Source organism: Nocardia sp. NPDC052316 (assembly GCF_044547795.1).
Taxonomy (GTDB): Bacteria; Actinomycetota; Actinomycetes; order Mycobacteriales; family Mycobacteriaceae; genus Nocardia.
This window is the reverse complement of the sequence record NZ_JBIUBB010000008.1, coordinates 268,345-285,410: the sequence shown is the minus strand read 5'-3', so window position 1 is coordinate 285,410 and position 17,066 is coordinate 268,345. Positions and strand designations below refer to the sequence as shown.

Genomic DNA, 17,066 nt, shown 5'->3' with positions numbered 1-17,066 from the left:
CACAAGGAGAAGAGGGATACCAATGACCGTCACCGTGTACACCAAGCCCGCTTGCGTCCAGTGCAATGCCACCTACAAGGCGCTCGACAAGGCCGGGGTGGACTACGAGGTGATCGACATCTCCGAGAACGACGAGGCGCGTGACTACGTCATGGCCCTCGGCTACCTGCAGGCCCCGGTCGTCGTGGCCGGTGAGGATCACTGGTCCGGTTTCCGGCCCGATCGCATCAAGTCGCTCGCCACCGTGGCGGCCTGACCGCCCGCGTATTCCGTTCCTCCGAGAGGAGAGGGTGACCGTGTCCGACGACAATGCTTACGGTCCCGCCGCTCCGGCGCTGGTCTACTTCTCCAGCGCCTCGGAGAACACGCATCGCTTCGTCGAGAAGCTGGGTATCCCGGCAACTCGCATTCCACTGCACACCGCCGATTCGCTGCGCGTCGACGAACCCTTCGTGCTGATCGTCCCCACCTACGGGGGCGGTCGGCACGTTCTGGGTGGGAACAGATCCGACAAGGATTTCGTGCCGCGGCAGGTCGCCAAGTTCCTCAACGACCCGCACAACCGCGCCCTGCTGCGCGGCGTGGTCGCGGCGGGAAACACGAACTTCGGCGATACCTACTGCTACGCGGGGGACGTGATCTCCCGCAAATGCGGCGTGCCGTACCTGTATCGCTTCGAACTCATGGGAACCGCCGAGGACGTCGAGCGCGTCCGAGAGGGATTGGGATTGTTTTGGCAACAACAACGACAGCACCGGCCGGAAAAACGGCTCGCTTAGAGCAGCCTGCCGCCCGCAGTGCGGACACCGCCGAGGTCATGGACTACCACGCCCTCAACGCCATGCTGAACCTGTACGGCCCGAACGGCGAGATCCAGTTCGACAAGGACCGCGAGGCCGCGCATCAGTACTTCCTGCAGCACGTCAACCAGAACACCGTCTTCTTCCACAACCTGGACGAGAAGCTGGATTACCTGCTGAAGGAGAACTACTACGAGCCGGAGGTGCTGAACCAGTACAGCCGCCCGTTCATCAAGAAGCTGTTCCAGCAGGCGTACGCCAAGAAGTTCCGGTTCCCCACCTTCCTCGGCGCGTTCAAGTACTACACCTCGTACACGCTGAAGACCTTCGACGGCAAGCGCTACCTGGAGCGGTTCGAGGACCGGGTCTGCATGGTCGCGCTCACCCTCGCCGCAGGCGACGAGGTGCTCGCGGGCAAGCTGGTCGACGAGATCATCGACGGCCGCTTCCAGCCCGCCACCCCGACCTTCCTCAACTCGGGCAAGAAGCAGCGCGGCGAGCCGGTGTCGTGCTTCCTGCTGCGCATCGAGGACAACATGGAGTCCATCGGGCGCTCCATCAACTCCGCGCTGCAGCTGTCCAAGCGCGGCGGCGGTGTCGCGCTGCTGCTCAGCAACATTCGTGAGCACGGCGCGCCGATCAAGAAGATCGAGAACCAGAGCTCGGGTGTCATCCCGATCATGAAGCTGCTGGAGGACTCGTTCTCCTACGCCAACCAGCTCGGCGCGCGCCAAGGCGCCGGCGCGGTGTACCTGCACGCGCACCACCCCGACATCTACCGGTTCCTGGACACCAAGCGGGAGAACGCGGACGAGAAGATCCGCATCAAGACCCTCTCGCTCGGCGTGGTGATCCCCGACATCACCTTCGAGCTGGCCAAGAAGAACGAGGACATGTACCTGTTCTCGCCGTACGACGTGGAACGCATCTACGGCAAGCCGTTCGCCGACATCGACGTGACCGAGAAGTACTACGAGATGGTCGACGACAAGCGGATCCGCAAGTCGAAGATCAAGGCGCGCGAGTTCTTCCAGACCATCGCCGAGCTGCAGTTCGAATCCGGCTACCCGTACATCATGTTCGAGGACACGGTGAACCGGGCCAACCCGATCGCGGGCAAGATCACCCACTCGAACCTGTGCTCGGAGATCCTGCAGGTGTCGACGCCGTCGCTGTTCAACGACGACCTGTCCTACGCCAAGGTGGGCAAGGACATCTCGTGCAACCTCGGGTCGCTCAACATCGCCAAGACGATGGACTCACCCGACTTCGCGCAGACCATCGAGACCTCGATCCGGGCGCTCACCGCGGTATCGGATCAGACGCACATCTACTCGGTGCCCTCGATCGAACAGGGCAACAACGAGTCGCACGCCATCGGTCTCGGCCAGATGAACCTGCACGGGTACCTGGCTCGCGAGCGGGTGCACTACGGGTCCGAAGAAGGCATCGACTTCACCAACATCTACTTCTACACCGTGGTCTACCACGCGATTCGGGCATCGAACCTGATCGCGAAGGAGCGCGGCACCTACTTCGGCGGGTTCCCCGAGTCCAAGTACGCCAGCGGTGAGTACTTCGACAAGTACACCGAGCAGGTGTGGGAGCCGAAGACCGAACGGGTGGCCCGGCTCTTCGCCGACGCCGGGGTGCGGATCCCGACCCAGGCCGACTGGCACGAGCTCAAGGCCTCGGTCATGGAGCACGGCATCTACAACCAGAACCTGCAGGCCGTCCCGCCGACCGGGTCGATCTCCTACATCAACCACTCCACCAGCTCCATCCACCCGGTGGCGTCGAAGATCGAGATCCGCAAGGAAGGCAAGATCGGCCGCGTCTACTACCCGGCGCCCTACCTCGACAACGACAACCTCGAGTACTACGACGACGCCTACGAAATCGGCTACGAGAAGATCATCGACACCTACGCCGCCGCCACCCAGCACGTGGACCAGGGCCTGTCGCTGACCCTCTTCTTCAAGGACACCGCCACCACCCGCGACCTCAACCGCGCCCAGATCTACGCGTGGCGCAAGGGAATCAAGACCCTCTACTACATCCGCCTGCGCCAAATGGCCTTGGAGGGAACCGAAGTCGAGGGTTGCGTGTCCTGCATGCTGTAAGGGACACCTGCTGCTAGTCGCGAAAGCCTCAGTGCCATTACCGCACTGAGGCTTTCGCGTTCGAGCGGACTAAACGGTGCAGGTCCAGACGTGGTACGAAGCAGCTGCGGCCTCGCCCCACGCCTGTCCGGTCAGCCGCTGCATCATCTCGAAGACATAGTCCTCGTCGAGCGGTGCGGGCGCCGCAATCTCCTCGGGCAGGCCGTCCCCGAATTCGTCGATCGGCACACCTTCGGCATGCATGATCCGGCGCAAGGGTTTTCCGTCGACATACCAGGCGAAGCCATGCAGGGTCGCAACACTGTTGGTCACCCAGGCCAGCGCGCGGCCGGTAGACGTAAGTTCCTGTGCTGCTTCATCGTTGAAGGTCGCGCGCAGGGCAGGATCAGCGACGAAGGTCCAGCCGTCGAGCTCGGCCACCCCGTAGTCGCAGGGCCGCCGATGCACGGTGTCCAGATCGACGGTTTCGCCGGTGGCACGTGGCCGCCCGGGTAGTCGTGCCGGATCCACCGCCCCCTCGACGATCAAGCCATTCACTTTCCAGCCCACGGCCAACCCTCTCATGCCCGCCTCGATACCTGAGTCGCCATCCTGCCAGTCGATTTCGGTGCGGGCGCTAGGTGGCGCTGGGTGGTAGGGCGCCGGAGGTCAAGGCGGCGGTGGCGGATTGTGCGACCGCGTCGGCGAGAATTGTTGTGCGGGTTGGGTCTTCGTCCAGCATGATCTGCCAGGCGAAGAGGGGGCCCAGGAGCAGGGCGTGTACGAGGGCGGGGTCGGGGCGGTGCGGGAGTTCGCCGCGCGCTACCGCGCGGTTCAGCAGGGTGGTGATGACCGAACGTTCCACGGCGAGATAGGAATCGGTGAAGCGGACCGCCAGTGCCGAGTCGGCGTGGATGTCGGCGAGCAGCCCGGCCATCACACCGGGGGCGGAGCGGGCGAGCTGGTCGCTGATCCGGGTGACCAGCTCGGTGATGTCGCCGCGTAGCGAGCCGGTATCGGTCGGCGGGGCCTCGTCCAGGTCGTGCACCAGGACGGCGAAGATCATCTCCTGCTTGGTCGCGTACCTGCGGTAGATCGCCGCCTTGCTGATCTCGGCGCGCGCGGCCACGGCATCGACGGTGAGCGTCGCGTAACTCTGCTCGGCCAGCAGTGATCGGACCGCGGCGGCGATGGCGTGATCTACCCGACTATCCCGAGGGCGTCCTCCCGCTTGTTTCGGTTTCGGCATGCTGGCATCATACGAGACTGTCAGTATCGATACTGGCAGTCTCGTATCCGGCCACGGCTTTTGCCTGGTCGGACAGATGGAGGACACATGGAACTCACCGAACAGCGCCCTTCGGCCGGTTGGAGAGGCATTCGATCGACGAAGGTCGCCGGATGGATTGCCACCGTTTTCGGCGCCGTGCACATCGTTCTCTCCCCGGTGGACGTCCGCGATACGTGGTCGCAGGCCGTGTCGGACGGCTGGTGGAACACCTTCACCCTCGACCAGTCGACAACCCTCGCCCAATACGAGCGCTCCGAAGCGCTCTGGATCTCCCTCGCCAGCTTCGGCGTCCCCATTTTCGTGCTCGGTTGCTACATCCTCTGGTCGACCCGCCAAAACCACCGCGTACCAGGGTGGATCGGCTGGCTCGTCCTCCTCTGGGCACTGCTGTTGACAACCGCAGTCCCCGCATCGCCCGCCTGGTCGCTCTTGTGCTGTGGCGCCTTCCTCGTCCTCGGTGACAGTAAGAGAACCGACCCCACCCCTTCCCCAACGGCACTGTCGCAGAACGTCGCACACTGAATTTCGCGCGTTCGCTTAGCTGACGGACCCGGATGCTGACTCCGGGTCCGCCTGCCGATTAGTCACCTGATTCGGCCCCCGCTGTCGGGCGTGCCGCCGACCCTCATCACCGGAGATGGGTTGTCGGGCAACGCCCACCGTCAGGGCTCAGGCAGGAGGCGGGCAGGGCTTGCCGTTGAGGTCGGACGGGGGCGGCAGTGGTCGACCGTCGGGCCCGAGCGGCGGGGGCAGCGGCTTGCCGTCGGCGCCCAGTGGCGGCGGCACGCAGCCGTTGTTCGGCTGGTAGTCCAGCTGCACGTGCAGACCTGGTGCGGCGGGGATTGCGGCCGCCGATCCGGCGGCGATCAGGCCGGAGCCCATGATCGCAGCGGACGCGACGACGATGGCCGTGCGGAGTCTCATCGGAATTCCTATCTCGAATGCTGTTGTCTTTCATGGCTTTAGACGTGCAGCACCCGGGACGGTTCCATGGTGGAGAGGAATGTGTCCGGCGTCACATTCCCGACGGTTTGCTCTGGTCGCGTCGCGCGAACGCCCCGGGTGGCCACCTTTCGGGCAACCCCCGGGGCACACACTCAGCGCAGAGCGGGCGCGACCTCGCGCTCGAACAGCTCGATTCCCGAGGTGTCGTAGGCCGACTCGGGGAAGTTGAAGATGGCGTAACCGAGGCCGAGATCCCGGATCGCGGACAGCTTCTCGATGACCTGCTCCGGGGTCCCGGTGGCGGCGGAGGTGCGGAACATCCCGTCGACGTAACCCTTGGCCTGATCCTCGCCGATCGCCGGGACCAACTTCGCCTGGATCGCCGAAAGGCGTTCTTCGACTTCGGCTTCCGTAGGGGCAAGCACCGCGTTGAAGTTAGAGGAACGCACGATGGCGTCGAAATCGGTGCCCACGTCGGCGCAGTGGGCGCGCAGGATCTCGGACTTCTGCGTGAACTCCTCGGGCACGTTGCTGAAGTTGGTGTACTGGGCGTACTTCGCCGCGATCCGCAGCGTCTTCTTCTCGCCGCCGCCCGCGATCCACAGCGGAAGCCCGCCCTCCTGCAACGGAAGTGGCCGCACGATCGCACCGTCGACCTGGTAGTGGACGCCGTTCAGCGTCGCCTTGCCCTCGGTCCAGGCCTGCCGGAAGATCTGCACGCCTTCGTCGAGCCGGGCGAGCCGTTCCCCGGCCGACGGGAACCCGTAACCGTAAGCGCGCCATTCGTGTTCGTACCAGCCGCCACCGATACCCATCTCGACCCGGCCACCGGAGATCAGGTCGACGGTCGCGGCGACCTTCGCCAGATACGCCGGATTGCGGTAGCTCATCGCGGTGCACATCTGCCCGAGCCGAATCCGCGAGGTGGACGCCGCGAACGCCGACATGAGCGTCCACGCCTCGTGCGTCGCCTCCTCGGTCGGCACCGGAACCGTGTGGAAGTGGTCGTACACCCACAGCGACTCCCAGATGTCACCGGCGTCCGCGCGTTGCGCGAGGTCCCGCATCACCCGCCACTGCTGCGCCGGTTCGATACCAACCAGGTCGTGCCGCCAGCCCTGCGGGATGAAGATGCCGAAGCGCACAGATTTCTCCTTCGTGTATGTACCCCAAACCTAACCAATCATCCCGTGATGGGCCGATCGAGGCGCGGTGGCCGGCACAACGCCGGTTGTGCGGAACGGGGTGGTCAATCAGTCTGCGGGTTTCTCCCAGATCGAGACGTGCTTGCGACTCTCGTGGGTGAAGGGGGTGCGGGTCCAGTCTGTCCAGCGGTGGCGTAGGCGCAGGCCGGCGAGCTGGGCCATCAGGTCGAGTTCGGCGGGCCACACGTAGCGGAACGGGATGGATCGGTATCGGCCGCGGCCGTCGATCACTTCGATGTAGTTCGAGCTCATCTGCTGGGTGGCGACGTCGTAGTGGTCGAAGGCCCAGCGGGTGGGGCTGTGCTGGAACGGGACCATGGTCTGGCCGGGTGGCAGGCTGCGCAGGTCGGGGACGGCGACCTCGATGACGAAGCGGCCACCGGGCGCGAGATGGGTTGCGGCGTTGGCGAAACAGGCGACCTGATCGGCTTGGCTCGTCAGATTCATGATGGTGTTGAAGACGAGGTAGGCGAGGGAAAACGCGTCGTCCACACGGGTGGTCGCGAAGTCGCCGATCGTGACGCCGATCGCGTCGCCGCCGGGCTTGCCGCGCAGCCGCGAAACCATCGCCTGCGACAGGTCGATGCCGTGCACCGGGACGCCGCGGCGCGCCAGCGGTAATGCGATACGGCCCGTGCCGATGCCGAACTCCAGAGCCGGGCCGCCGTCGGCGAGCTCCGCAAGGAGGTCCACCGCGGGCCCGACGACGTCCGGTTCGAACATCGCTGCGGACGATTCGTCGTATCGTGCCGCTACCTGTTCGCCGAAGTGATCGTCCATGGCCGGAACGTACCGCGCCAAACGCGCACGGCGCACGTGCTTTTCGCGCGATCGTGTGCAGGTGCCCGGTCCGCGGGTATCCCACGCGACGTGCCGACCGATATATGCCGTCGGTGTGGCGACCCGGCGTCGGTACAACGGCCGGGTCAGTGTTCGCGCCGCTGCCAGGTCGTCCAATATCGATCATCGGCAGGCGGAGAACCCTTGGGCGGCAGGATAATCGGGTCCGGCTCGCCGGGCGTGATCTCCGGAGCCACCTCGTTCTTCGGGTACGCGTGCGAGCTGTGCGTCGGCGTGGTCCCGGTCCATGCCGTGTGCTCGATCGCGTGCCCGGCGAAGTGCCGCTCCAGCAGCTCGGCGCCGCGCAATGTGCCGCCCGCCGCGGCGAAGCCCGCGGCCACCCTGGCCGCACCGGCCTGGCAGGTCATCGCCTTCTCGATCCCGGCGCGCAGGCGCGCGACGGTGAGCCGTTCCGCGGACACCCAGGTGCCCGCCGCATTGGTGACCACCCGCCGCGCGACCTCGGACTGGCTCCGCCCGAACGGCACCACACACACCGGAACGCCTGCGGCCAAAGCCTTTTGGGTGATGCCCATGCCGCCGTGGGTGACCACGACGGCGGCCCGGTCGAGCAGGAGGTGGTGGGGCACGAACTGTTCGACCCGGGCATTCGGCGGAACGGTCAACGTCGCGGTGTCGACAGCGCCCGCGGTGACGATGGTGTACAGCCCGCTGTCGGCCAGTGCGTCCATGGCGACCTGTGCGAGTCTCCCGTCGTCCTGGAACTCGGTCGAGCAGGTGACCACCGCCAGCGGACGGTCGATCTCGTCGAGCCAGCTCGGTGGCTCGGCGTCCGGCGCCCACAGGCCCGGCCCGATCTGGTGCACCGTCGGCGGCCAGTCGCTGTGCACATCGTCGAACGGCGGTGCGGTGAAGTTGAGGGTCAGCGTCGGCTGGCGCAGGTAGTCCTCGGTGTTGTCCAGCGGATCCAGTCCGTAGTACTGGCGCATGTGATTGAGCTGCGGCAGCACCTCGTTCCACCGACGGGTGAGAAACCAGCGCAGGCCGCGGTCGCGGACCCGGCCGAGCAGGTCCGACCGCGGTCTCAACCCGGGTCCGAACGGTGGCGAGTCGCGCGAGGGGATCGGCAGCAGCATCGCGGCCCACGATGCCCACGGCAGCCCACTGGCCGAGGCCAGGATCTGCGCGCCGGGTGCGGTGACGTCGATTAGCAGCGCGTCCGGCCGCTCGGCGATGATCGCGCTGCGCAAGGCTTGGATCTCGTCCGGAATACGGGCGACCAGCGCGCGGACGGCCGCGCGCAGGGCCGGGATGCGGGCGGTGGTGCCCCAATCATCGAGGGTGTGCGGCGCCAGCGTGGGCGGCAGTTCCCGCACGGTGATGCCGAACGGTTCCAAGGCCCCTTGGCTGCCGGGCAGCGTCAGCACGGTCACGTCGTGTCCGCGCGATACCAGCTCAGCCAGGACCGGCGTGACCGGATACAGGTGTCCTTCGGCCGGTGAGGTGAATGCCAGTATTTTGGTCATACGGCAGGCTAACTTGTGGCTAATGGGCGTGTCACCCGTCTGGTCATGCGTTATCGACCATAGAGCCAGATCGTTGCATGTGGTTTGAGGAGGACTTTGCGCTTGATGTAGCCGTTTTTCGAGGCCGCTTGACTGGCAATCAGTCTGTTGGATGACGGCAGAGAAGGCTCACGGTACGTAAAAGCCTTGAACTCATTACTAGAATCCAGCAAATCGCTGGCTGATAGTGCTGGAGACGCCGTTTTCCCGGATCGGCACGGTCGGTAACCGATGCCGCCGCTGCGGATCCGAAATTCACTGGCGGCGGACTGGTGCGCCGAGTCATGATCGAACGCACATGAAAACAGCGAAACAACCTCGACTCGGCGTCGATTTCGGCCGAGTCATTCAGGGTGCGGCCCTGCGCGCGGGGGACGACGACACGGTCTTCCTCTCCGGCGGTCTCGACGAGGCACTGCGCACACCACCCAGCCCCGACGCCTTCGACGTGCTGCCCAGGCTGGTCCGCCGCTTCGATGGCCGCGCATGGGTGATCTCCAAGTGCGGGCAACGGATCGAACAGCGCACCAGGCAATGGCTCGACCACCATGATTTCTACGACCGCACCGGGATCCCGCGGAACAACCTGCGCTTCTGCCGCAAACGCGCCGACAAGGCGGGGCACTGCGCCGACCTCGGCATCACGCACATGATCGACGATCGCATCGAGGTGCATCACCACCTCCGCGACCAGGTGCCGCACCTGTTCCTGTTCGGCGCGCAGGCGGGCCCGGTGCCCGACTGGGTGCGGCACGTGCCCACCTGGAGTGCGGCGGAAGCTGCCGTCACCGCCACGCTCACGCCCGAGTGGTCAACTGACCAGCACGATCGCTCGTGGTGAACACTTCAACCGATTCCCTGTATCCTGCACGAGGATGCTTTCGCATCCGATCAACGTTTCAGTGATGGTGCGGACACGTCAGGTCTGCGGCAGCGACGAGAAGGAGGTGGGGTTGCCATGCGCAGCGAACCTCCCAGTCGAAGGCCGCGCGGCGTCGCCCCTTCGCATTCCTGAGTAGTCAGCGACGGTGGGGGCCGACGCCCGCGCGGTGTGAATTTTCGCGCTCCCATTCACTCACGCATATTGCTGAGGACACCCCATGTCGCAGACCGATGTCATCGAAGTACGTCCGTCGCTGTCCGAATCACTGCAGGACATCGCCGACACCCACCGCGTCGACGCCGCGCTGGCCTGGCTCGATACCCACCCGCCGCACGTCATCGCCGACCAGCTGGCCCGGATGGACGCCGTCCAGGCGGGCATGGCGTTCCGGCTGCTCGACAAGGACCTGGCGCTGGCCGTCTTCGAGGAACTCGAACCGGTCGACCAGCAGCAGATCCTGCAGGGCCTGCGCGACCAGAGCTTCCGCGACCTGATCGAGGGCATGGCGCCCGACGACCGGGCCCGCATGCTGCGCGAGGCCCCCGCCAAGGTCGCCAAGAAGGTGCTCGCCGGGTTGAGCCCGCGCGAGCGCAGGATGACCGCCGCGCTGCTCGGCTATCCGGAGGGTTCGGCGGGTCAGTACATGACCCCCGAGGTGGTCGCGCTGCCGCAGAACCTGACCGTCGCCGAGGCGCTGGCCATGGTGCGCGCCAAGGGCGCCACCGCCGAGACCGTCTACACCCTGCCCGTGGTGGACGCGGGCAGGCGGCTCACCGGCATCGTTGAACTGCGTGAGCTGGTGCTCAGCAAGCCGGACACGATGATCGCCGAACTGGTCGTCACCGAACCCGTCTGCGCCCGCGCCACCGACGCCGCGGAGAAGGCGGCCAGGCTGATGCGCGAGACCAACGACATCAACATGCCCGTCGTCGACAGCGAGAACCGGCTCGTCGGCTTGCTCACCATCGACGACGCCGTCGAGGTCATCGAGGCCGCGGACAGTGAGGACGTGGCCAGGCAGGCAGGCTCGGCGCCGTGGGAAGGCCACTACATGGCGGCGGGGGTGTTCCAGCTGGCCCGCTACCGCGCGATGTGGTTGCTGCTGTTGCTGTTCGCCGCCACCCTCACGGTCAGCGTCACCGACATGTTCGAGGGCACGTTGCAGCAGGCCGCCCACCTCGCGCTGTTCATTCCGCTGCTCATCGGCGCGGGTGGCAACGCGGGCGCGCAGGCCGCCACCGCCTGTGTGCGGGCGCTCGCCGTCGGCGAGGTGCGGGCCACCGACCTGTTCAAGGTGATCTGGCGCGAGTGCCGGGTCGGGCTGGTGCTCGGCTCCATGCTCGCCGCGGCGGGATTGGTGATCGGCGGACTGTTCGTCGACCTGCGGGTCGCGCTGGTTGTCGGCATCACGCTGGTGCTGATCTGCGGGTGGGCCGCCACCATCGGCGGCACCATGCCGCTGCTCGCCAAGAAGCTGCGGATCGACCCCGCGGTGGTGTCCGCGCCGATGGTCACCACGCTGGTCGACGCCACCGGGCTCATCATCTACTTCACCACCGCCAAGCTGGTCCTCGGTATCTGAACACCGGTCGGCTCGCGCTGACCCGCTCCCGTGCAAGCCGCGGCCACCCGTACCAGGGGTGGCCGCGGCTTCGGCATGTAGCGGAACTTCACGTGGCGGCACAGATCCCGCGGGCTTGCTAACGTCGTGCATTCGCGAGGACGATCTTGAAGCTCGGCGCTGTGCGGTGCGATTCGCGGCAGGCCGGGCGGCTGGGCAGTGAAAACGAGTCCGCGCGTTGATGTTTCAATGAACGAAGAGTCCGGTGACGGCCGCATGAGGGGCGAATGAGACAGATCTTGTTCTCGGCGATGATCGCGCTGGCGGTTTCCATCACCTTGACACCATTGCTGATCATGTTGTTTGCCAGGCGAAATGTCGGGCAGGAGATCCGGGCCGACGGACCGGTCAGCCACCAGGCCAAGCGCGGCACGCCGACGATGGGCGGCATCGCGATCCTGGTCGGCATCTGGGCGGGGTACCTGGGGGCGCATCTGATCGGGATCCGGCACGACGGGGAGGGGATATCCGCCTCCGGGTTGCTCGTGCTCGGTTTGGCCACCGCGCTGGGCGTGGTCGGCTTCCTGGACGACTCCATCAAGCTGCGCAGGCAACGCAATCTCGGCTTGACCGCGACCGGCAAGTACATCGGCCAGCTCACCGCCGCAGTGGTTTTCGGTGTGCTCGCGCTGCGGTATCCCGGCAGTTCGGGTCTGACACCGGGCAGCAGGCACATGTCCTATGTCCGGGACGTGGCCACCGTGTCGTTCGGCGTGATCGGGTTTCTGCTCGTGGTCAGCTTCCTGGTGGTGGCCTGGTCCAACGCGGTGAACATCACCGACGGGCTGGACGGACTCGCCGCCGGATCGATGAGCTTCGCGCTCGGCGCCTACGTGATCATCACCTTCTGGCAGTACACCAACGCCTGCGCGGTCACGCCCGGGGCAGGCTGCTACAACGTGCGCGATCCGCTCGATCTGGCGCTGGTCTGTGCCGCCGGGGTCGGCGCCTGCACCGGATTCCTGTGGTGGAACGCCGCTCCGGCCAAGATTTTCATGGGCGACACCGGTTCGCTGGCGCTGGGCGGCCTGCTCGCCGGGCTGGCCATCACCACCCGCACCGAGTTGCTCATGGCGGTCGTCGGCGCCCTGTTCTTCGCCGAGATCCTGTCGGTGCTCCTGCAGATCGTGGTGTTCCGCACCACCCGCAACCGACTGTTCAAGATGGCACCGTTCCACCATCACTTCGAACTCAGCAAGTGGGCCGAGACCACCGTGATCATCCGCTTCTGGTTGCTGGCCGGCGTAGCCGCCGCCGTCGGCCTGATGCTGTTCTACGGCGAATACCTAGCCGCCATCGGCTGATTCAGCGTAACGGCCGCTTGGTCGGTCGGGCGCGCAAACGCCCCTCCGCGCCATAGTGGTTCGACGCACAGCACGAGACCCCCACGGGTAGTGGGGGTCTCGTGGGTAGGTGGGTTACGGGTTGTCGAGATCACCTCGCGCGAGGCTGGAGGTGAAGGTGTCCCAGGCGGCGGGGCTGAAGACGAGGGCGGGGCCGGTGGGGTTCTTGGAGTCGCGAACGCCGACAGATCCGCCGTCGAGATGTGCTACCTCGACACAATCTTTCACAGCGCTGCTGTGGGTGCTCTTGAACCAGTGTGCGTCAGTCATATCGTACATGCGGAGAACTCCTCTGCTATTTCTCGAATGAGAGTGCGACTTTCCGTCTCACCCAACGCCAGACGCTTGAGGTCTGTGTACACAACACGATACGCCGCAATCTCCTCTGGGCGTTCTAAATACAAATCTCCGGTGAAACCTTGGACGTAAACCACCGGTGGCTCAGTCAAATACGCGGTCGGGTGCGGCGGGAACTCCAGCAATACGAATGTTCCAACTGTCAAACCCTGATACGTTCCCGCCGATGCCGGCATCACACGCACCGAAACATTCGGCAGCTGTGCGACATCGGCGAGATGCCTCAATTGACCGGCCATGACCGCAGTACTGCCGGTAGGCCGGCGCAGCGCCGACTCGTCGATCAGCACATCCAGTGTCACGGGATTGGTTTTGCTGTGGAGCCGGTCCCGGCGCAGTGCCGCAATCCTTACTGTCGTCTCTACTTCGGGCGACGGCATATTGGGAAATTCCACCCAAATCATTGCGCGCCGATACTCATCGGTTTGCAACATTCCAGGTATAAACGTTGTCTGATACGAAATGATGTGATGCGCCGCGTCTTCCAGGCCGACGAACAGCCCGAAGTCCCTGGGTATCGACTCATCGAAGGTGTGCCACCACCCCTTGGTCTTCGTCTCTTCGGTCAGCGCGAGCAGCACCTGAGTCAACCCCGGCGATACCTGATAGAGCTCGCACAACCGTTTGACGAACAACGGATTCAACCTGATCGGGATCCCGCTCTCCATTCGCCAGAACGTCTGCTTGCTGACGCCGATGGCGTTTCGCGCGGTTTCCGAGCTGACCTTCGCCGCTGCGCGAGCTCTGCGAAGCTCGCGGGCCAATAGCCTACGGGGAAGGGTCGAACCAGTCGTCATAGCTGCATCTCCGAGGGGTCGCTGAAGAATGGCGGTCTATTTTGGAACCCAAGTGCGGCAGCGACTGTGGAACCTCGCCGAAATACTGACAGAGCTCAGTCCCGGAAAGGTGCCGACGGTGTGGCTGCGGTGTTGCACTGCATGTGTTCGGAAAGCCGACCAGCCCCTGCAACCGGCGAATCGGTTCCCGCGCTCATCCAATCAGCAGACTGTAATGGAGGTTTACGGATTCGCCGAATTGCTCAGTGCCACAACACAACAGGAACAATCCAGAATATAAATACCATCCAGGAAAGGCGCTGTATATCGATGGACACGGACCTGAAATGGCAACTCGAAGCCATAGAAAATCGCGAGGCCCACCTGGAGTTCGGACTGTCGACGCTGGCCGACCGAGCACGAAGAACGGAGGAGCACCTGCGCTCGCTGACCGTCGCGGTGGGCGCTATCCGGTTCGCCGTCGACGGCCTCGCCGCGGACAGCGCGGACGTGCTGCACATTCTCCGGAGTGTCTACGGCGAGGGGTGGTTCGAGGAGCGCGACTCGGCATAGGCGTGCGCGGACCGCAGGAGCGACACCGTCGCGGTACAGACCGACCCCCGGCCGCCACCTGGTGCATGACGGCGGCCGGGTGGCCGGTGGGTCAGCTGCCGAGCCCGAATCGTTCGGCGAATCGCGACATCTCGTCGAACGGTTTGTCGGGATCGGTGCCGCCGACGACGATCCGGGTCACCCCCTCCTCGGCGAGACCTTCGACGCGTTCGGCAGGCGTATCGATCGAACCCCATCGGGTGTACTCGAGTACGCCCGGATCGCGGCCCGCGGCAACGGCTTCCGCTCGGGCCAGGTCGAGTTGCCCGGCCCGTTCCTGCGGTCCGAGCATGCCGCCGGGGAAGTAGCCGTCGCCGCGGCGGCCCGCACGGCGCGCGGCGGCTCGACTCGAGCCACCGATGTGGATCGGCAGCTGGGGTACGCCGAGGGGCTTCGGGAAGCTGACCAGTTCGTCGAAGCGGAAGAACTCACCGTCGAAGCTGACCCCCTCCGCCCCGCCGGACCACAGCAGGCGTAGCACGTCGATGGCTTCGTCGGCGCGGCGGCCGCGGGTGGCGAAGTCGACACCGGTGGCGGCGGCTTCACCGGGCAGCGTGCCGAGCCCCACGGTCAGCAGTCGCATCCGTCCGCGCGACAGCACGTCGATGGTCGCGAGACGTTTGGCCAGGACCACCGGGTGCCGGTACGGCAGTAGCAGTACGCCGGTGCCGAGCAGGATCCGCTGGGTGGCCGCGGCGACGAAGCTCAGGCAGTCGAGCGGGTCGGGGTAGGGCAGCGTGGCGGGCAGGTCGAAGTCCCCGACCTTGGCGCCCGGATACAGCACGAGGTGATCCGGCAGATAGAGCCCCTCGAATCCGCACGCCTCCGCATGCTGAGCGAAGGCGATGAGGCGATCGGGGTCGGCCCCGTAATGCGGTGTGCTGTAACTGATTGCGAACTTCATCGACGTTCCTCGGTGCCGTGCGGAGCGACGATCGCACAACCGATCCATCGAGACCGGCTGCCGGACAGGTGGTTACCCGAATTCGCAGGCCGGTGGATGCTGCTCGGTACCGGTGAGCCGGTGGTGCAGCTCCGCCCGCAACGCTGTGAGCCTGGCGAGTGCGCCGTCCACCTCGGCGAGCTTGCGCCGCAGCACCGCCACCGAATCCGGGCACTCGTCGCCGGAACCGTGGCCCGCCCGCAGGCAGGTGACGAACGGGCGGATGTCGTCGAGCCCGAAACCGGCCGCCAGCAACGTGCGAATCTGGTGGACGACCGGCAACTCCGCCGCGTCGTAGACGCGATACCCGTTGGTGGAGCGCTGCGCTCGCACCAGCCCGTGCTGCTCGTAGTACCGCAGGGTGCGGGTACTCGTTCCGGCCTGTCGGGCCAGTTCACCGATCAGCATCCGACCTCCTCCGAGCGACCGTCCCGGCCACGCTAAACGTTGTCGCCGGTGTCAACGCAAGCGTCGCCGCCCGCCATCCCGGAGAAACGAAACGGCGGCGGAGAGCATCCGCCGCCGTGTCGAGCCGGGATATCGCTCAGAACTCCCAATCTTCGTCTTCGGTGTTCACAGCCTTACCGATCACGTAGCTCGAACCCGAGCCGGAGAAGAAGTCGTGGTTCTCGTCCGCGTTGGGGGACAGGGCCGACAGGATGGCCGGGTTCACCTCGGTCTCGTCCTTCGGGAACAGTCCCTCGTAGCCGAGGTTCATCAGCGCCTTGTTCGCGTTGTAGCGCAGGAACTTCTTGACGTCCTCGGTGAGGCCGACCTCGTCGTAGAGATCCTGGGTGTACTCGACCTCGTTGTCGTACAGCTCGAACAGCAGCTCGAAGGTGTAGTTCTTCAGCTCGTCGCGCTCGGCCTGGCTGACCAGTTCCAGACCCTTCTGGTACTTGTAGCCGATGTAGTAGCCGTGCACGGCCTCGTCGCGGATGATCAGCCGGATCAGGTCCGCGGTGTTGGTGAGCTTGGCCCGCGAGGACCAGTACATCGGCAGGTAGAAGCCGGAGTAGAACAGGAAACTTTCCAGCAGCGTCGAGGCCACCTTGCGCTTCAGCGGATCGTCGCCGTTGTAGTAGTCCAGCACGATCTCGGCCTTGCGCTGCAGGTTTCGGTTCTCCTCCGACCAGCGGAACGCGTCGTCGATCTCCCTGGTGGAGCACAGCGTGGAGAAGATCGAGCTGTAGCTCTTGGCGTGCACCGACTCCATGAACGCGATGTTGGTGTACACCGCCTCCTCGTGCGGGGTCAGCGCGTCCGGGATCAGGCTCACCGCGCCGACGGTGCCCTGGATCGTGTCCAGCAGCGTGAGGCCGGTGAAGACCCGCATGGTGAGCTGCTTCTCATCGGTGGTCAACGTGCCCCACGAGGGGATGTCGTTGGACACCGGAACCTTCTCGGGCAGCCAGAAGTTGCCGGTCAGCCGGTCCCAGACCTCGGCATCCTTCTCGTCGGGCACCCGATTCCAGTTGATGGCCGATACCCGATCGATCAGTTTCATCCTGCCTCCACACCTTTCCCGAGCCCGCTGCCGTGACGGATCTTCTCTCCACCGGACACTACTCCTAGTGGGTGACAAGTCCGTGCAGCACAACACCTTGTGTCGCAGCGATGCGTGTCACCGAGGCGAGAAACGCCGGGAGCCATCGCGTGCGGCCCCTATTCTGCGGCACGATCGCGCGAACAGCCACATCGGTGCTGGCGCGCCGCGCGAGATCGCCAATTGTTTGCCAGTGGTCCGTCCGTGGCTCGGCGCCCGCGGGCACCACGACGTGATCGGGGCGCGGCACGTTTGCCCGCCTCCGCCCGGCGGCCG

Annotated in this window: 19 protein-coding genes; 8 read left to right on the top strand and 11 right to left on the bottom strand. The window is 65.4% G+C overall.

What is annotated here, in order from left to right:
• The first annotated feature begins 22 nt into the window (after positions 1-22).
• Genes ACIHA7_RS35910 through nrdE form a run of 3 tightly spaced genes read left to right on the top strand, consistent with a single transcriptional unit; the run spans position 23 to position 2,923 of the window.
• Positions 23-256: a redoxin NrdH gene (locus tag ACIHA7_RS35910; protein WP_069163300.1), complete on the top strand. Its 234-nt coding sequence runs from the start codon at positions 23-25 to the stop codon at positions 254-256.
• A gap of 40 nt (positions 257-296) precedes the next feature.
• Positions 297-779, top strand: a complete 483-nt coding sequence (gene nrdI / locus ACIHA7_RS35905; RefSeq protein WP_397295903.1) for a class Ib ribonucleoside-diphosphate reductase assembly flavoprotein NrdI — start codon at positions 297-299, stop codon at positions 777-779.
• Between the two features lie 38 nt (positions 780-817).
• Entirely contained in the window at positions 818-2,923 is a 2,106-nt protein-coding gene (gene nrdE, locus ACIHA7_RS35900; RefSeq protein ID WP_397295901.1) for a class 1b ribonucleoside-diphosphate reductase subunit alpha, read from the top strand.
• A 69-nt stretch (positions 2,924-2,992) separates the two neighbouring features.
• Here nrdE and ACIHA7_RS35895 read toward each other — a convergent pair whose 3' ends face one another.
• A complete protein-coding gene (locus ACIHA7_RS35895) occupies positions 2,993-3,478 on the bottom strand; it encodes a hypothetical protein (protein WP_397295899.1) in 486 nt (161 codons plus the stop codon).
• Positions 3,479-3,539: 61 nt separating this feature from the next.
• Positions 3,540-4,151: a TetR-like C-terminal domain-containing protein gene (locus ACIHA7_RS35890; protein ID WP_397295897.1), complete on the bottom strand. Its 612-nt coding sequence runs from the start codon at positions 4,149-4,151 to the stop codon at positions 3,540-3,542.
• Positions 4,152-4,238: 87 nt separating this feature from the next.
• Here ACIHA7_RS35890 and ACIHA7_RS35885 point away from each other — a divergent pair, with 87 nt between their 5' ends.
• Complete coding sequence (locus ACIHA7_RS35885) at positions 4,239-4,715, top strand: DUF6463 family protein (RefSeq protein WP_397295896.1); 477 nt, start codon at positions 4,239-4,241, stop codon at positions 4,713-4,715.
• A 147-nt stretch (positions 4,716-4,862) separates the two neighbouring features.
• On the opposite strand, the gene ACIHA7_RS35880 is transcribed toward ACIHA7_RS35885, so the two are convergent.
• From ACIHA7_RS35880 to ACIHA7_RS35865, 4 genes are all read right to left on the bottom strand, one after another.
• Complete coding sequence (locus ACIHA7_RS35880; protein WP_397295894.1) at positions 4,863-5,117, bottom strand: hypothetical protein; 255 nt, start codon at positions 5,115-5,117, stop codon at positions 4,863-4,865.
• A gap of 173 nt (positions 5,118-5,290) precedes the next feature.
• A complete protein-coding gene (locus ACIHA7_RS35875) occupies positions 5,291-6,283 on the bottom strand; it encodes an LLM class F420-dependent oxidoreductase (RefSeq protein ID WP_397295893.1) in 993 nt (330 codons plus the stop codon).
• Positions 6,284-6,391: 108 nt separating this feature from the next.
• Positions 6,392-7,123, bottom strand: a complete 732-nt coding sequence (locus tag ACIHA7_RS35870) for a class I SAM-dependent DNA methyltransferase (RefSeq protein ID WP_397295891.1) — start codon at positions 7,121-7,123, stop codon at positions 6,392-6,394.
• A gap of 146 nt (positions 7,124-7,269) precedes the next feature.
• Complete coding sequence (locus ACIHA7_RS35865; protein ID WP_397295889.1) at positions 7,270-8,670, bottom strand: glycosyltransferase; 1,401 nt, start codon at positions 8,668-8,670, stop codon at positions 7,270-7,272.
• Between the two features lie 337 nt (positions 8,671-9,007).
• Between ACIHA7_RS35865 and ACIHA7_RS35860 the strand changes: the two genes are divergently transcribed.
• The 3 genes from ACIHA7_RS35860 (at position 9,008) to mraY (ending at position 12,517) form a co-directional block, all read left to right on the top strand.
• A complete protein-coding gene (locus tag ACIHA7_RS35860; protein WP_397295888.1) occupies positions 9,008-9,550 on the top strand; it encodes a hypothetical protein in 543 nt (180 codons plus the stop codon).
• Positions 9,551-9,809: 259 nt separating this feature from the next.
• Entirely contained in the window at positions 9,810-11,174 is a 1,365-nt protein-coding gene (mgtE, locus tag ACIHA7_RS35855; RefSeq protein ID WP_397295887.1) for a magnesium transporter, read from the top strand.
• Positions 11,175-11,440: 266 nt separating this feature from the next.
• Positions 11,441-12,517: a phospho-N-acetylmuramoyl-pentapeptide-transferase gene (gene mraY, locus ACIHA7_RS35850; RefSeq protein ID WP_397295885.1), complete on the top strand. Its 1,077-nt coding sequence runs from the start codon at positions 11,441-11,443 to the stop codon at positions 12,515-12,517.
• Between the two features lie 114 nt (positions 12,518-12,631).
• Here the strand turns inward: mraY and ACIHA7_RS35845 are convergent, their stop codons facing one another.
• Positions 12,632-12,835 (bottom strand): DUF397 domain-containing protein, encoded by a 204-nt coding sequence (locus tag ACIHA7_RS35845; RefSeq protein ID WP_397295883.1) that lies wholly within the window; start codon positions 12,833-12,835, stop codon positions 12,632-12,634.
• Positions 12,823-13,710 (bottom strand): DUF5753 domain-containing protein, encoded by an 888-nt coding sequence (locus ACIHA7_RS35840; RefSeq protein WP_397295882.1) that lies wholly within the window; start codon positions 13,708-13,710, stop codon positions 12,823-12,825. The genes ACIHA7_RS35845 and ACIHA7_RS35840 overlap by 13 nt, the downstream gene beginning before the upstream one ends.
• Before the next feature lie 309 nt (positions 13,711-14,019).
• Between ACIHA7_RS35840 and ACIHA7_RS35835 the strand changes: the two genes are divergently transcribed.
• Positions 14,020-14,262, top strand: a complete 243-nt coding sequence (locus ACIHA7_RS35835; RefSeq protein WP_397295880.1) for a hypothetical protein — start codon at positions 14,020-14,022, stop codon at positions 14,260-14,262.
• 91 nt (positions 14,263-14,353) lie between these two features.
• On the opposite strand, the gene ACIHA7_RS35830 is transcribed toward ACIHA7_RS35835, so the two are convergent.
• From ACIHA7_RS35830 to nrdF, 3 genes are all read right to left on the bottom strand, one after another.
• Positions 14,354-15,205, bottom strand: a complete 852-nt coding sequence (locus ACIHA7_RS35830) for a TIGR03619 family F420-dependent LLM class oxidoreductase (RefSeq protein WP_397295879.1) — start codon at positions 15,203-15,205, stop codon at positions 14,354-14,356.
• Between the two features lie 72 nt (positions 15,206-15,277).
• Positions 15,278-15,652, bottom strand: coding sequence for a MerR family transcriptional regulator (locus ACIHA7_RS35825; protein WP_397295877.1), 375 nt, complete (start codon positions 15,650-15,652; stop codon positions 15,278-15,280).
• A 136-nt stretch (positions 15,653-15,788) separates the two neighbouring features.
• Positions 15,789-16,751, bottom strand: a complete 963-nt coding sequence (nrdF, locus tag ACIHA7_RS35820) for a class 1b ribonucleoside-diphosphate reductase subunit beta (protein WP_043673928.1) — start codon at positions 16,749-16,751, stop codon at positions 15,789-15,791.
• Between the last annotated feature and the right edge of the window lie 315 nt (positions 16,752-17,066).

Coding starts and splice junctions, on each gene's coding strand:
- ACIHA7_RS35910 (WP_069163300.1), top strand. CDS start 23: ATGACCGTCACCGTGTACACCAAGCCCGCTTGCGTCCAGTGCAATGCC.
- nrdE (WP_397295901.1), top strand. CDS start 818: ATGGACTACCACGCCCTCAACGCCATGCTGAACCTGTACGGCCCGAAC.
- ACIHA7_RS35890 (WP_397295897.1), bottom strand. CDS start 4,151: ATGCCGAAACCGAAACAAGCGGGAGGACGCCCTCGGGATAGTCGGGTA.
- ACIHA7_RS35885 (WP_397295896.1), top strand. CDS start 4,239: ATGGAACTCACCGAACAGCGCCCTTCGGCCGGTTGGAGAGGCATTCGA.
- ACIHA7_RS35880 (WP_397295894.1), bottom strand. CDS start 5,117: ATGAGACTCCGCACGGCCATCGTCGTCGCGTCCGCTGCGATCATGGGC.
- ACIHA7_RS35870 (WP_397295891.1), bottom strand. CDS start 7,123: ATGGACGATCACTTCGGCGAACAGGTAGCGGCACGATACGACGAATCG.
- ACIHA7_RS35865 (WP_397295889.1), bottom strand. CDS start 8,670: ATGACCAAAATACTGGCATTCACCTCACCGGCCGAAGGACACCTGTAT.
- ACIHA7_RS35860 (WP_397295888.1), top strand. CDS start 9,008: ATGAAAACAGCGAAACAACCTCGACTCGGCGTCGATTTCGGCCGAGTC.
- mgtE (WP_397295887.1), top strand. CDS start 9,810: ATGTCGCAGACCGATGTCATCGAAGTACGTCCGTCGCTGTCCGAATCA.
- mraY (WP_397295885.1), top strand. CDS start 11,441: ATGAGACAGATCTTGTTCTCGGCGATGATCGCGCTGGCGGTTTCCATC.
- ACIHA7_RS35845 (WP_397295883.1), bottom strand. CDS start 12,835: ATGTACGATATGACTGACGCACACTGGTTCAAGAGCACCCACAGCAGC.
- ACIHA7_RS35840 (WP_397295882.1), bottom strand. CDS start 13,710: ATGACGACTGGTTCGACCCTTCCCCGTAGGCTATTGGCCCGCGAGCTT.
- ACIHA7_RS35835 (WP_397295880.1), top strand. CDS start 14,020: ATGGACACGGACCTGAAATGGCAACTCGAAGCCATAGAAAATCGCGAG.
- ACIHA7_RS35830 (WP_397295879.1), bottom strand. CDS start 15,205: ATGAAGTTCGCAATCAGTTACAGCACACCGCATTACGGGGCCGACCCC.
- ACIHA7_RS35825 (WP_397295877.1), bottom strand. CDS start 15,652: ATGCTGATCGGTGAACTGGCCCGACAGGCCGGAACGAGTACCCGCACC.
- nrdF (WP_043673928.1), bottom strand. CDS start 16,751: ATGAAACTGATCGATCGGGTATCGGCCATCAACTGGAATCGGGTGCCC.